The organism is Desulfosporosinus metallidurans (assembly GCF_001936615.1).
Taxonomy (GTDB): domain Bacteria; phylum Bacillota; class Desulfitobacteriia; order Desulfitobacteriales; family Desulfitobacteriaceae; genus Desulfosporosinus; species Desulfosporosinus metallidurans.
In genome coordinates, this window is record NZ_MLBF01000080.1 from 1 (window position 1) to 13,732 (window position 13,732).

The 13,732-nt window shown below is 43.4% G+C and carries 12 protein-coding genes; all 12 read left to right on the forward strand.

Features of this window, described 5'->3' with window-relative positions:
• Window positions 1–28: 28 nt before the first annotated feature.
• The 12 genes from DSOL_RS24080 to DSOL_RS24135 all read left to right on the forward strand — a co-directional run bounded on the left by DSOL_RS24080 (window position 29) and on the right by DSOL_RS24135 (window position 13,625).
• Window positions 29–1,393: an ethanolamine ammonia-lyase subunit EutB gene (locus tag DSOL_RS24080; RefSeq protein ID WP_075367281.1), complete on the forward strand. Its 1,365-nt coding sequence runs from the start codon at window positions 29–31 to the stop codon at window positions 1,391–1,393.
• A 14-nt stretch (window positions 1,394–1,407) separates the two neighbouring features.
• Window positions 1,408–2,316 (forward strand): ethanolamine ammonia-lyase subunit EutC, encoded by a 909-nt coding sequence (gene eutC / locus DSOL_RS24085; protein WP_075367271.1) that lies wholly within the window; start codon window positions 1,408–1,410, stop codon window positions 2,314–2,316.
• A gap of 12 nt (window positions 2,317–2,328) precedes the next feature.
• Entirely contained in the window at window positions 2,329–3,786 is a 1,458-nt protein-coding gene (locus DSOL_RS24090; RefSeq protein WP_075367272.1) for an ethanolamine ammonia-lyase reactivating factor EutA, read from the forward strand.
• Window positions 3,787–3,837: 51 nt separating this feature from the next.
• On the forward strand, window positions 3,838–5,115 hold the full coding sequence (locus DSOL_RS24095; protein WP_075367273.1) for a PocR ligand-binding domain-containing protein: 1,278 nt from the start codon (window positions 3,838–3,840) through the stop codon (window positions 5,113–5,115).
• Window positions 5,116–5,129: 14 nt separating this feature from the next.
• On the forward strand, window positions 5,130–5,783 hold the full coding sequence (locus tag DSOL_RS24100; RefSeq protein ID WP_075367274.1) for a corrinoid protein: 654 nt from the start codon (window positions 5,130–5,132) through the stop codon (window positions 5,781–5,783).
• A 278-nt stretch (window positions 5,784–6,061) separates the two neighbouring features.
• Window positions 6,062–7,264 (forward strand): phosphotransferase, encoded by a 1,203-nt coding sequence (locus DSOL_RS24105; protein ID WP_075367275.1) that lies wholly within the window; start codon window positions 6,062–6,064, stop codon window positions 7,262–7,264.
• A 66-nt stretch (window positions 7,265–7,330) separates the two neighbouring features.
• Window positions 7,331–8,773 (forward strand): trimethylamine methyltransferase family protein, encoded by a 1,443-nt coding sequence (locus DSOL_RS24110; protein WP_075367276.1) that lies wholly within the window; start codon window positions 7,331–7,333, stop codon window positions 8,771–8,773.
• A gap of 49 nt (window positions 8,774–8,822) precedes the next feature.
• Window positions 8,823–9,449 (forward strand): corrinoid protein, encoded by a 627-nt coding sequence (locus tag DSOL_RS24115; protein ID WP_075367277.1) that lies wholly within the window; start codon window positions 8,823–8,825, stop codon window positions 9,447–9,449.
• A 66-nt stretch (window positions 9,450–9,515) separates the two neighbouring features.
• Entirely contained in the window at window positions 9,516–10,319 is an 804-nt protein-coding gene (locus DSOL_RS24120) for a methyltetrahydrofolate cobalamin methyltransferase (protein WP_075367278.1), read from the forward strand.
• A gap of 90 nt (window positions 10,320–10,409) precedes the next feature.
• The gene (locus DSOL_RS24125) at window positions 10,410–11,033 is read left to right on the forward strand and encodes an HAD family hydrolase (RefSeq protein ID WP_075367279.1); all 624 of its coding nucleotides are present in this window, start codon (window positions 10,410–10,412) and stop codon (window positions 11,031–11,033) included.
• 98 nt (window positions 11,034–11,131) lie between these two features.
• The gene (locus tag DSOL_RS24130; RefSeq protein WP_075367282.1) at window positions 11,132–11,815 is read left to right on the forward strand and encodes a DUF1638 domain-containing protein; all 684 of its coding nucleotides are present in this window, start codon (window positions 11,132–11,134) and stop codon (window positions 11,813–11,815) included.
• Window positions 11,793–13,625 (forward strand): ASKHA domain-containing protein, encoded by a 1,833-nt coding sequence (locus DSOL_RS24135; protein WP_075367280.1) that lies wholly within the window; start codon window positions 11,793–11,795, stop codon window positions 13,623–13,625. The genes DSOL_RS24130 and DSOL_RS24135 overlap by 23 nt, the downstream gene beginning before the upstream one ends.
• The last annotated feature ends 107 nt before the right edge of the window (window positions 13,626–13,732 follow it).

Below are 13,732 nucleotides of genomic sequence, written 5' to 3' on the forward strand. Positions count from 1 at the left end.
ACTTTATGTCAGATTGGGGGAACATTCGATGATTTTAAAGGCAAAGGTTTACAACAAGGTTTTTGCATTTAAAAATCTCAAGGAAGTTATGGCCAAGGCCAATGAAGAGAAGTCTGGTGATGAACTGGTCGGAATTGCAGCAACATCTGCTTCCGAGCGAGTTGCAGCTAAGTTGATCTTGAGTAATCTTACCCTTGAGGATATCTATAATAATCCGGTTATCCCATATGAAGAGGATGAAGTAACTCGCGCCATCTATGACGGACTTAACCTAAGAATATATCAAGAGATAAAAAGCTGGACGGTTGGTTACCTGCGCGAGTATATTCTCGACCACAAGACAACAGGAGATACTTTGTCTCATATCAGTCGAGGACTTACTAGCGAAATGATTGCAGCGGTAGCCAAATTGATGTCAACAATGGACCTTGTTTATGGGTCGAAGAAGATGCGCACCCAATCGCACTGTAATACGACACTCGGTGTACCAGGGACCTTAGCTTTTCGTTGCCAACCCAATCACCCGACGGATAATATTGAAGGCATGATGGCATCTCTAAAAGAGGGGTTGTCATATGGTTCAGGAGACGCAGTGATTGGGATTAATCCGGTGGAAGACAATGTTGAGACGGTTACGCGCCTCTTGGAAACAGTTAAGAATTTCACAACACAATGGGAAATTCCGACTCAAAATTGTGTTTTGGCCCACGTGACTACACAAATGAAAGCAATTGAAAAAGGAGCCCCGGTAGATTTAGTTTTTCAAAGTATTGCAGGAACGCAAAAAGCAAACGACGCCTTTGGCGTAAATGCTGCTATACTTGATGAGGCGTTTGCTCTGGTACAGCGAAGAGGAACGGCGACGGGTCCAAACCTTATGTACTTTGAAACCGGTCAAGGCTCAGAAGTCTCACTAGATGCTCACCTTGGGGTTGATATGATGACCTTGGAAGCAAGAACTTATGGGTATGCGCGTGGCTATCGGCCCTTTATGACCAATAATGTCTCAGGATTCATTGGACCGGAGACCATTTATTCTGGTCGGGAAGTCATTAGGGCAGACTTGGAAGACCTATTCATGGGCAAGCTACATGGTCTGCCAATGGGAATTGCCCCTTGCTATACGAATCATATGAAAGCAGACCAAAATGATCAGGAAATGGGAACTCTTCTTTGCGCGATGGCTGGATCGAACTTCTTTATGGGAGTTCCGGGCGGCGATGATGTTATGCTAAGTTATCAAGATACCAGTTATCATGATGATGCAAGTACCCGGGAAATCTTAGGGCTTCGGCCGCTTCCTGAGTTTGAGAAGTGGTTGGAGAAGATGGGTATCTTGGAAAACGGCAGACTGACAGAGAGAGCCGGGGACCCATCCATATTTGATAAATAGGGAGGCGAATCAAGGTGGCAGTCGCGAATAACGAATTAGAAAAGGTTATTATTCAGAGCGTTTTGGAAGAACTCGCCAAGAAAGGGATGCTTTCTCTGAAGAGCAAAGATCATGTAATGTCGGCCGCGATGATGGACACACCGCTGCTCCCTGACTCTTCAGACGAGGAGATGGTGACGTTTCCTCCTCTTGACGAAATGCAGATTTCCAATCCGTTTAATGCGGATGCAGTTAAAGCCATGAAAAAGTCAACACCAGCTCGGATCGGGATCGGTAGAGCAGGAGCGCGCCCCAAAACGATGTCCTGGTTAAGGTTTCTAGCCGATCATGCTGTGGCTCAGGATGCGGTCTTCCTCGATGTGTCCGAGGAATTTCTCAAACGAATGAATCTGATGTCTGTTCAAAGTGCAGTGGCCAATAAAGATGAGTTTCTAACTCGACCAGATCTAGGACGTCGTCTGTCGGAAGAAGCAGCAAGAACGGTCTCGGAAAAATGTGAGAAAAATGTCCAAGTACAGATTCTTATTGTAGATGGACTGAGTTCAAGCGCGATTGAGGCTAATATACCTGACCTTTTGCCAGCACTGATGCAAGGATTGAAATCTGCAGGAATAAAGGTTGGAGCACCGTTTTTCGTGAAGTATGGACGGGTATGGGTCCAGGACCACGTTGCAGCTCTCGTCAATTCGGATGTGATCATTTCCCTTATTGGTGAAAGGCCAGGCCTAGGGACAGCAGAAAGCCTCAGTGCTTACATGATTTATCGGCCAAATGAAAATACTGTAGAAGCTGATCGTACTGTTATCTCTAATATTCATAAAGGTGGTATTCCCCCGGCTGAAGCAGGGGCGCATCTCAAGGATGTTATCAAACAAATTCTTGCTGCCAAAGCCAGTGGCGTAAAGCTAAACCAGCAAAAATAGGGGTGTGATAAGATGCCCGAATCAACTAACCAAACGATCACAAGTGTGGGCATTGATATAGGAACCACCACTACCCAGCTGGTGATTAGCCGACTAACCATTGAAAACACGGCTTCGGGGACATTTGTCCCACGAGTGGAGATCACCGATAAAGAAGTTGTTCATCGCAGCCAGATATATTTTACCCCTCTTTTGGACCGCGAGCTGATTAATGCAGTTGCGGTCTCGAAGATTGTAGAAACGGAGTATACGGCTGCGGGGTTAACGCCTGAGATGATTGATACGGGAGCAGTGATTATTACAGGGGAAACAGCAAAAAAAGAAAATGCCAAAGCGATCATTGACGCTTTAGCCGGATTTGCTGGAGATTTTGTAGTGGCCACTGCTGGGGCCAATTTGGAGTCAATTTTTGCCGGCAAAGGGTCTGGGGCGGCGCAGTATTCTACACAGAGGCACCAAACAGTGGTCAACATTGATGTGGGCGGTGGAACTTCTAACTTTGCAACTTTTCATGAGGGTAAAGCTGTTGATACGGCGTGCGTAAATGTCGGCGGACATCTAATAGAATTTACCCCTAAAGGGGACCGCATTACGTATATTTCTCAGCCAGCAAAAGTCGCTCTTCATTCCACTGGTCAAAGGCTTTCAGCTGGTGAACGTGTGACCCTTCCGCAACTACGTCCCTTGGTAAAAGCTATGGCAGATTGTGTTGTGAACGTCCTTAAAACCTCTAAGCTCTCTGGTTTAACCCAAGAACTTCTCATGACGTCTCCCTTGCGTTTAGACTTTCCAATCAGAAAAGTAATGATTTCCGGCGGGGTGGCAGACTATGTCTATGCCCAATATGGACCGGAAACGATGGAGGAAGTAACGGCCTATGGAGATTTCGGACCTCTTTTGGGCTGGGAGCTCAAGGGAAGCCTGGAGACAGCGGGATTCATTTTAGAAAAGCCCAAAGAAACAGTGCGTGCAACTGTTATCGGGACGGGAACGCAGTCTGTGAATTTAAGTGGGAGTACAATACATCTACAGGAGAAGACGTTGCCCTTGCGTAATGTCATGGCCATTTCTCCCTTTGCCACGACAATACCCGATACGCCAAAAGGGATTGCTGATATCGTTAAAAAAGAAATCCTTCGCCTCCAAGTTGATCATTCTGCTGGAGCGGTTGCTTTGACGATGAAAAGTCCACGCACGATGTCCTTTGCAGACATTAGTATCCTTGCTCAAGGGCTGCTACTGGGTATGGAAGACTACTTGTCTGAAAATAATCCGCTTATTCTCGTCATCGAAGCAGATTGCGGGAAAGTCTTGGGCCAATGTCTGGAAGCTTTGGCCAATCGACCTTTAGAAATGATCTGTATTGACCAGCTTGAGGTAGAGGATTGTGACTATATTGACATCGGAAAACCCCTTATGGGTGGTAGAGTGGTACCAGTGGTCGTGAAGACATTGGTGTTTAATCGCTAATAGGAACGTGGTGTTACTGGGGTTGCTTGTTATGATGGAAGGGTGAGTTCAATGCAACGTGAAACATTAGATTCTAACTTTCTGGATCCTAACTATCTCGAGGAAAGTTTAGGTAGCTTTCACAATGCCACTGGGTTGCATATCGAAGCCATTAATACTGAGGGAGTAACCTTTTCAGTACCGGGGAATTTTGAGCGAAGTGAATTTTGTCGTTATATTCGATGCCAACCTGAAGGAGAAAAGAAGTGCCAGGATTCCTATAAACGTGCAAGTTTCGAGGCGGCAAAATGGGAGGAACCTTACTTCTTTCGTTGTCATGCCGGGTTGGTCATCTGGGCTGTTCCAATTATGATTAAAGGGGATTCTTTGGGGAGTATTATTTGTGGTCAAGTACTAATGTGGGAACCAGACCACTTCTTCTTTCAGGAACTTAAGAAGCTCAACATCGGGGTACAGAACTTTGAAGAATTAAAGAATAAAGCTTGTAAACTTGAAGTCATATCTCCGGCACGGTCTCAAGCCGCGGCAGATATGCTTTTTGTGGTCGTGAACCACATAGTAAAACGGAACATTAATAGTCTAGAAGAAATTGATGCTACTCGGGTTCAACAACAGCAAATCCGATTGGAAATTGAGGATAGGAAAAAAAGACGCTTACCAGACCTCAGTGATTATGATACTTATCTGAAAAAAGAGCGTAAGTTTTTGCGTTATATTCGCTTAGGAGACAGAACCAGAGCTAACCAAACGCTTCAGAGTCTCTTAACAGATCTGTACACAAAAACAGTTGGAGATCTCGAAACTGTCAAAGCGAGAATTTTGGAATTGGCGACCTTGACATCAAGGGCGGCAGTAGAAGGCGGAGCAAATGCAGAGAGAATAATGCATCTGCTGAAGGAATTTAATAAGGAAATTGAAGGTATTGAACGAGTCGAAAAGTTCTTTTACAAGATTCAGCGAATCGTAGAAACGTTTTTAGAGGGAATTTTTACTTTAGCCAATAAAAAGCACCTTGCAATCGTTAAAGATGCTCGGGATTTTATAATGGAGAATTATGCTTTGCCCATTACAGTGACCAATGTAGCGCAACATCTTTTTATCAGTCCTTCTCATCTCTCACGACTGTTTCGAGAAGAATTGGATTGTACGATTAACGACTATTTAACAAGAGTAAGGGTGGAACAAGCAGTTGAGATTATGAAAAAACCTGAATTCAGTGTAGCACAAGTATCTAAAGCTGTTGGTTTTCAAAACCAAAGCTATTTTGCAAAGGTGTTTCGTAAATATATTGGGGTTACTCCCCTGATCTATAAAAATAGTTTATATTAAAGGGTGTAATTTTGATGATTTTTCAAGCCATTATTAAATCCATCGCTGCCGGCGAAGCAGAAGAAAGCATGATTTTAACCAAACAGGCTTTGGCCCAAGGCTTTTCCGCTGAATCCGTTCTTGAAAAAGGCTTAATTGCCGGAATGGATCGAGTGGCCGAGAAGTTTCGCGATCAAAGAGTCATGGTTCCCGAGGTGCTCATGGCAACTCGGGCCATGCATGCAGGATTAAGTCTTATAGAACCTTGTTTGAAAGAGTCAGGTAAGAAAACGACCGGTAAAATCGTTATGGGAACGGTGGCTGGGGATCTCCATGATATCGGGTTAAGTTTAGTAAAGATGATGATTATGTCTACAGGGGCTGAAATTATTAATTTAGGAGTAGATGTTACCCCTAAAAAATTTGCAAGTGTTGTACGCAAAGAAAAACCCCATATCCTCATGATGTCAGCGCTGCTAACAACAACTATGACAGTCATGAAAGAAGTGATTGACGAATTAGAGGTCTTGGGGCTTCGAAAAAACCTAATAGTTATCGTCGGTGGGGCACCGGTAGACTCGGGTTTTGCCAAGCGAATCGGAGCAGATTATTACTTTGAAGACGCTTTTGAATTGAAGAGTTTTATTGAAGAAAATTTATCGAAGATGATCGCGAAAAAAAGCCGATAGCTACCGGCTTTTTTCTTATTTTCTTTGAATTAGATAAAGAATTTTAATTTGTGCCAAAAAGTGCGAATATTCAATTGGTATAAATGAGTCAAAACGAGCAGGATTGTGTTAAGAAAATTGTATTTCTGAGATGATATGATTAGAGTACGTTAATCAACCCTTTGTACAAAGATTTCTGAATAGTGAAATCGAACAAGGGTCAGGATTGAATTGTAGTTGTTAAAGATCTTTTTCTTTTGTCTTAACGTCAGCCCAAGGAATTTAAGGAGGAGGTCAACATGAACACAAGTAAAATGAGATATCTTGAAGAACAGACTGTTAATCAAACCTTTGAGTTGTTTACCCAAAGCGAAGAACTTAAGAAGATTGCCACTACTTTCTTCGAATCCCTGGAAGCGGCCCTCATACGAAATCAGATAGTTGATGCACTACAAAATTATGACCTCGGGACAGTAACGGATGTCTATGAGATTTTCGGAGGGTATGTCAACCGAAGTTTCGGTGTTCTCACTGAAAAAGACGGAACGAAGTACGAGTACTTTGTACGTAAGTACAAATACGGAATCACAGAGACAGAAATATTGTTTGAGCACTCCATGATCGATTACTCGATTGCCCATGGGCTCGATATTGCCGCTGGATTGATTCGAACTAGGGATGGGGTAACCTTTGTCAAAAAGACTGAGGGTACAAACGGAAAGATAACGGATATTTACTTTGCTGTTTATCAATATTTGCAAGGGGAGGATCTATATACCTGGGATAACCCTACGCTAAATGATGCTGAATATGCTAGCGCAGCCGAAGTTCTGGCAACTTTCCATAATGCCGCGCGAGATTTTAATCCACAAGGGCTTGAACGAGTAGAACCGAAAATTATGGAATTTCTTCCGACTCTGCCCGAAACCTACAAGGCCTTTGCCCAAAAGAATCTTGATACTAAATTTCACCATTATTACAAAGATAATCTTGATTCAATCTTAGACGTAATTGAGAGTTCGCAAATTCCGGATGAGGTCCTTGAGAAGATGCCTTATACTCCATGCCACAACGACTTTCATCCGGGTAATCTTAAATATGTTGATAGCAAAGTTGTGGGAATCTTTGACTTTGACTGGTCTAAGATTGATCGTCGTCTCTTTGATGTTACACTTGCTTTAGCTTATTGCTGTAGCTCTTGGCAAGATGAAAAGGATGGGGTTTTGCTTCTTGATAAGTGTGCGATCTTTCTGAAATCGTACCAAAAGAAACTGATTGAATTACAAGGACTGGAACCTTTGAATGCGGTGGAAATCGAATATCTTCCAACGATGATTGCAGCAGCAAATATCTATCTTATTAACTGGGACGTAACTGCTTATTACGCAGGATCGAACCTGAATGAGTATGAATACATGGCTTATTTACAACACAATGTCCGTTTGATGAAATGGATTGAAAACCATAAAGAGGAAATTTCAGAAGTCGTTAAATTTTTGTAAGGGTTAATTTAATCAATAGTAGACTAAGGCTCTATCCAGAAAAATGTTAAGAAAGGGGATTATATAATGGAGTTCACTAAATTATTTAGTCAAACTGAAGTAGAACGAGTACACGAAGCATCCTTGGAGATTTTAGAAAATGTGGGGATGTTGGTTCGCAATGAGAAAGCACTTGCCATTTTTGCAAAAAATGGTTGCTTAGTTGATATGGAGACGAAGATGGTCAAATTTCCTCGTCAAGTTGTTGAAAAGGCAAGACATACCTTCGTCCCCACCTATACCTTTACAGCTCAAGATCCCAAATTTGACATAACCATGCCTGGAGATCGACCGGTTGTGGTCACAGGAAGTTCTGCTCCTAATATTATCGACCCAAAAACAGGTGAAGAAAGACGAGCTACCTCTAGTGATATTGCTAATATTGCATATTTAATCAATGAACTGCCCGGATTTGACGTCTTTTCGATTTCAACTCTGGCAGATGACGCGCCAGAAGGACAGTTTAGTATGTCGCGTTTCTATCCTGCACTGAAAAACTGTAAGAAACCAGTACGCAGTAATACCCCAAACATGGACGACCTTAAAACGGTTTTGGAGTTAGGCGCGCTGATTGCAGGAAGCGAAGAAGCTTATCGTGAGCGCCCATTTATTAACCATCATTACTGCCCAGTCGTTTCTCCGTTGACCTTTGATGTGGAATCTACTGAAGCAGTCATCTATCTGCTCGAACAAGGATTACCTGTTTATGGTACGATTGTACCGAATGCGGGCATGACGTCACCACTTAGTCTAATGGGGACGTTGACATTGGGAAATGCGGAATTCCTTGGACTTGCAACCTTAACTCAAATGATTCGTCCAGGCGCTCCCATGATTTATGCCGTATTGTCGACAGTGGCAGATATGCGTACAGGGGCTTACGCACCAGGAGCCATCGAGACAGGAATGATGCAAATGGCGCATACGGAAATGGCAAGATTTTATAATGTACCCTCTGGCGGATATATAGGCTTAACCAATGCCCATTCTAACGATGCTCAGTCGGGATATGAAACCGGCATGAATACTACGGGCGCTTTACTTGCTGGTGCAGACTTATTCAATATGGGTGGGCTTTTAGGTAGTCTGATGGCTTTTGACTTTGGCAAAGCAGTTATCGATAACGAAATTGCCTTAATGCTCAAACGGATGAAAAAGGGGTATGAGTATAGCGAAGAAAACCTTTGCCTAGACTTAATTGCGAAAGTAGGCCCTGGCGGCAGTTACATGGACTTAGACCATACGATGAAGAATATGCGTACCGTTGCTGTTCTGCCTAAAGTTGCGACGAGGGAAATGCGCCGCCGTTGGGAAGATCAAGGAAAACCGGATGCTCATAGCCGGGCTATGAAAGAAGCTAATAAAATTCTTAGTAAACCAAATAAGTCTCGTTTCTCGGAAGAATTAGACGCTAAAATACGTGAACACTTTAAAGGGCTTGTACCCGGAGATGCGAATTGGAGCCTTTAATATTAAACATCGTGACGGTCTAGTGACCGATATGAAAGGAAGAGAATAAATGAGCGTACAAGAAATTTATGATGCAGTGGTTGAATTTGATATCGCTAAAGTTGATGCTCTTGTTAAAGCTGAAGTAGGGAATGGGACGGACGTTTCGGAGATTTTATCTAATGGCCTCATTGGAGCTATGGACGAAGTCGGCCAACGGTATACCGAAGGAGAATTCTTTGTTCCGGAAATGTTAATGGCTGCTAAAGCTATGAAAGCCGGACTCGAAGTCTTAAAACCTTTATTATCGCAAGGGGAAAGCGAGAAAAAGGGGACAATAATTATTGGCACGGTCAAGGGCGACTTGCATGACATCGGCAAAAACCTCGTCTCTATGATGATGGAAGGGGCCGGGTTTGACGTCATAGACCTTGGGGTGGACGTGGATACGGAAAAGTTCTTGGCCACGGCTAAAGAGAAAAATGCCGACGTCATCTGTATGTCCGCACTTTTAACCACGACGATGCCTTTTATGGAGGTCACTGTCAAAGCGATTCGTGAACAAGGATTAAGTTTTAAAACCATGGTCGGCGGGGCTCCTGTTTCTGAAGACTTTGCTAAAAAGATTGGTGCCGACGGATGGAGTACAGATGCTCCTGGCGCGGTAGAAACTGCTCGTCGACTTACTGCTAAATAGGGTATGATTCTTATATACAATTGCTAATTTTAATAATAACGACCAGAAATATGAGGAGGAAATAGCATGTTAGTTGTTGGGGAATTAATTAATGCGAGCCGTAAGGCCATCGGGGAAGCGATAAAAGCGCAAGATGTTGCCTATATTCAACAAGTTGCAAAGGATGAACTTGAAGCTGGAGCAAATTTTATTGATGTTAACGCTGGTATATTTGTCGGAAAGGAGCCTGAATACCTGCAATGGTTGGTTAAAACTGTTCAGGAGGCCGTTGATGCCCCTTGCTGTATTGACAGTCCAGACCCAAAGGCAATTGAAGCGGCCTTGTCCGTACACAAAGGTGTGGCGATGATAAACTCCATATCCCTAGAAAAAGCGCGCTATGACGCATTGATTCCTGTTGTTGCGGGAACAGACCTAAAAGTTGTGGCACTTTGCATGAGTGATGAAGGGATGCCTGAAACCATGGATGCCCGTCTCAAGATAGCGGAAAAGCTTATTGATGGGCTTGTCAAAAACAATGTGCCACTCAATAACATTTATGTGGATCCGTTAGTTCAACCAGTCTCTACTAACAGCACCTTCGCGGTGGAATTTATCAACTCAGTGGAAGCAATTATGACTCGATTTAAAGGAGTTCATACGATCTGTGGACTATCTAATGTGTCTTATGGTTTGCCGGTACGGAAATTCATGAACCATGCCTTTGCTATAATGGCCATTGGTAAGGGTTTGGATGGCCTCATTATTAACCCCTTGGACAAGATGATGATGGCTAGTTTAGTCACGGCTGAAGCCCTGGCTGGTCGAGATGAATATTGTGTTAATTATCTCAAGGCTTTTCGTAATAAGCAATTCGAGTTCTTAGGCTAAGCTAGAAAGCATGTGATCCCCTTCTCTAATAAGAGAAGGGGATGCTCTTTTAATACTAGGTGCATGCTTATTATTCGAGGAGGTTACAACGTGGCACTCGTAATGTTTGATTATGATGGCGTTATTGTAGATTCTCTGGAAGTTTTTACTTCTCGTTTTACACAGGCCTGTCGTGAAAACGGATTCATGGAGGTCAATGCACCGAAAGATGTTATTGGCCTCTTTGAAGGTAATGTTTACGAAACCATGATGTGCCGTGGTGTGGACGAATCCACGATAGACAATATATTGAAACGGTATGAAGTTTTACAGGGTGAACAATTAGCGGATCTTGAACTTTTTAAGGGGATAGGAGAAGCTTTACAACGAATCTCGGAAAAACACCATATTTATGTCATTACTTCGAATCTTTCCAGTGCTACGATTCAGATATTGAATCAAAACGGTATTGAATGTTTTAAAGATGTTGTTGGTGCCGAAAAGGAAAAGAGTAAGATCAAGAAGATTCAAAACACAATGTCTCTGTATCCTGGAACCACAGCTTATTATATAGGGGATACTAAGGGCGACATGATTGAGGGAAAAGATGCAGGCACTCAGACCATCGGAGTCACCTGGGGATGGCACTCGTCCCAAAAACTACAAGAAGGTTCTCCTGATTTTCTCTTCGACACTCCGGAAAAACTAGCAGACTTCCTGGATAAGGTAGGATAATGAAAATACGAGGACTATTAGCAGGAAATGCAATAGAACAAAACGAATAAGTGTAGTAGTGAGCGGAAGGTTATTATAGACAGAATAAGGAGATGCCCATGAAGATAAAACTCATCGGTTGTGCTTCAACCATGAATGAAGTTTGCTGGAAGGGGTTACCAGAAACTGTGGATTCTGAGTTCTTGGATTTTAATTTCCACGCTAAACCTGATCTACTTCATCGGCGTCTTCAGGAACTCATTGACCAAAGCCAGGACTACGATGTGATCATTACGACCTATAATCGATGTTCGAATGCCGTTGTCGGTTTGCTTTCTCCGCGAGTACCGCTCCTTATGCCGAAAACTCATGATTGTATCTCGCTTTTGCTGGGGTCTAATGAAAGGCAACTAAAGTTGCTTAAAGAAAACCCAGGAACTTATTACTTCAGCCGGGGATGGCTGGACCACGGTCGGACTCCCTATGCCGAATACTTAGAATATGTGGATCGATATGGAGAGGAAAAGGCTAGAGAGCTGATTAAAATGTTGTATGGAAGTTATAACAAGGCTGTTCTCATTGTGACACCTGGCCCCAAAGATCTTGAAGAATACCGAAAAAAGGTCCTGAAAATTGCCGACTTCTTCGGGTGGGAAGTTGGGGAAGTAGAAGCCGATCTAGATCTTTTAAACTCATTGTTAAATGGCAACGTGGGGAACGATACCGTATACGTAGAACCAGGACAGACTGTTACAGTCAATATGTTAGCAGGAGGGAATTATGGAAATAACGATACTCCCTAATCGTCTCATGGTGACGCAGGAAAAGGAAACCTTAATGGAAGCGCTAGTACGTCATCATCTCCCCGTGCAAACTATTTGTAATGGCAAAGGTACGTGTGGTAAATGCAAAGTTCGAATGACAGGGTATGTCTCCCCGCCCAGTGAGCGCGATTTAGCACATCTTAATGAGCTGGAATTACAAGCGGGAGTGCGTCTGGCCTGTACTGTCATACCTCAAGCGGGCATGGTCATTGAACTAGACTTTGTTGAGAGCCAGGATCGCAAAGAAAGTGCTCTCCTGGGAATGAAGGCTAGCAAGTTGGATCCTGGGGTTAAAAAGGTTTTCATTCAGTCTAGCAAGCCGACCCTCACTGACGAACGTGGAGACTGGGACAGAGTCGCAGATACACTTAATACAGTCACTGGTAAAGACTATGTCAACGCTGATCTGGCCATCCTTGGTAAGGTGCCAGATGTTTTAAGAACGGACAAATTCGCCCTTACTGTTACGCTTTCACAAGACACGATTCTGGAGCTTGAAGCAGGAGATACGACAAAACGACTTTATGGTGCTGCGGTCGATATTGGAACCACCAGTGTCGCAGTGGCTTTGGTCGATTTATTACAAGGAACAGTCCTAAAAGTTGTCTCCACTGAAAATCAACAGACAGCCTATGGAGCGGATGTAATTTCCCGTATTGCGTTTGCTAATGATGGTCATGAAAGTGCCCTGACTTTGCAACGTGCAGTCAGAAGAACGATTAATCATTTACTCGAAGAACTTGCGGTCAAAACGGATGTGACTGGAAACGAGATTTTTAAAATGACGATCGTGGGCAATACGACGATGCATCATCTCCTTCTCGGTTTGGACGTATCTCATCTGGCAGTCTCTCCATTTGTCTCGGTATGCAACAGACCGTTGGAGTTTTCGGCGCTTGAAATGGGACTGGAAATCAATCCCCAAGCAAGGGTTTCCCTCTTGCCAAATATAGGAAGCTTCGTAGGAGGAGATACAGTAGGGGCTATAGTGGGGGCACCAGAAGTTCTAGGACCGGGTAATCATTTGCTTATTGACCTAGGAACTAATTGTGAACTATTCCTAAAAACAGAAACTATGATGATGGCTTGTTCTACCGCGGCTGGACCTGCCTTTGAGGGTGCAGGAATTACCCATGGAATGAGGGCAAAACAGGGGGCCATTGAAGGGGTAACTCTTACGGAAAATGGAATAGACTGTCAAGTCATCGGTGGACAGGAACCGATTGGAATTTGTGGCTCTGGTCTTATTGAGGGAATTGATGAGATGAGAAAGGTCGGTGTTATTAACAAACAAGGGAAGATAGCCGACCCCGAAAAGACTCAAGAGCTTTCACCAGAGTTGCTCAAACGGATTCGCATGGGCGAAAAAGGGCGTGAATTTGTCTTGACCTATGGAACAGCTCAAGGGTGGAACGTGACTTTGAGTCAAAAAGATATCGGCGAAATGCAGTTGGCTAAAGGAGCGGTCTGTGCAGGAATTAAGACGCTGGTAGAAATGGCAGGAATAACTGTTCCAGAACTCGATTCGGTGACGTTATCAGGAACGTTTGCCACGTATCTCAAGGCCCACAATATTTTGAATATTGGACTAGTTCCGGATATTGCCCCGGAAAAGATAAAGACAGTAGGCAATGCTGCCCATGTTGGCGCCATTCGGACTCTTTTAGATCAGCACGAGCTTACCATGGCGGGAGAACTATATCGCAAGATTAGCCATGTTGAACTTGGTGGTAGTGCAACATTCTCCAATTATTTTATGAATAGTATGTATCTTGAACGATTAAGTTAATTGAATGTTGCACAAAGACAGAAAATTTCTCTTAAATTATTGTACAAGAAGGGTTATAATGAGAATAGAGTAGAAAATAATGTCCATTAATAAATGGGTTAAAAGGG

Bases quoted from the DNA above. Each gene is read 5' to 3' on its own strand.
- DSOL_RS24120 (WP_075367278.1), top strand. From the start codon at position 9,516: ATGTTAGTTGTTGGGGAATTAATTAATGCGAGCCGTAAGGCCATCGGG.
- DSOL_RS24095 (WP_075367273.1), top strand. From the start codon at position 3,838: ATGCAACGTGAAACATTAGATTCTAACTTTCTGGATCCTAACTATCTC.
- DSOL_RS24110 (WP_075367276.1), top strand. From the start codon at position 7,331: ATGGAGTTCACTAAATTATTTAGTCAAACTGAAGTAGAACGAGTACAC.
- DSOL_RS24135 (WP_075367280.1), top strand. From the start codon at position 11,793: ATGGAAATAACGATACTCCCTAATCGTCTCATGGTGACGCAGGAAAAG.
- DSOL_RS24090 (WP_075367272.1), top strand. From the start codon at position 2,329: ATGCCCGAATCAACTAACCAAACGATCACAAGTGTGGGCATTGATATA.
- DSOL_RS24105 (WP_075367275.1), top strand. From the start codon at position 6,062: ATGAACACAAGTAAAATGAGATATCTTGAAGAACAGACTGTTAATCAA.
- DSOL_RS24115 (WP_075367277.1), top strand. From the start codon at position 8,823: ATGAGCGTACAAGAAATTTATGATGCAGTGGTTGAATTTGATATCGCT.
- DSOL_RS24130 (WP_075367282.1), top strand. From the start codon at position 11,132: ATGAAGATAAAACTCATCGGTTGTGCTTCAACCATGAATGAAGTTTGC.
- DSOL_RS24100 (WP_075367274.1), top strand. From the start codon at position 5,130: ATGATTTTTCAAGCCATTATTAAATCCATCGCTGCCGGCGAAGCAGAA.
- DSOL_RS24080 (WP_075367281.1), top strand. From the start codon at position 29: ATGATTTTAAAGGCAAAGGTTTACAACAAGGTTTTTGCATTTAAAAAT.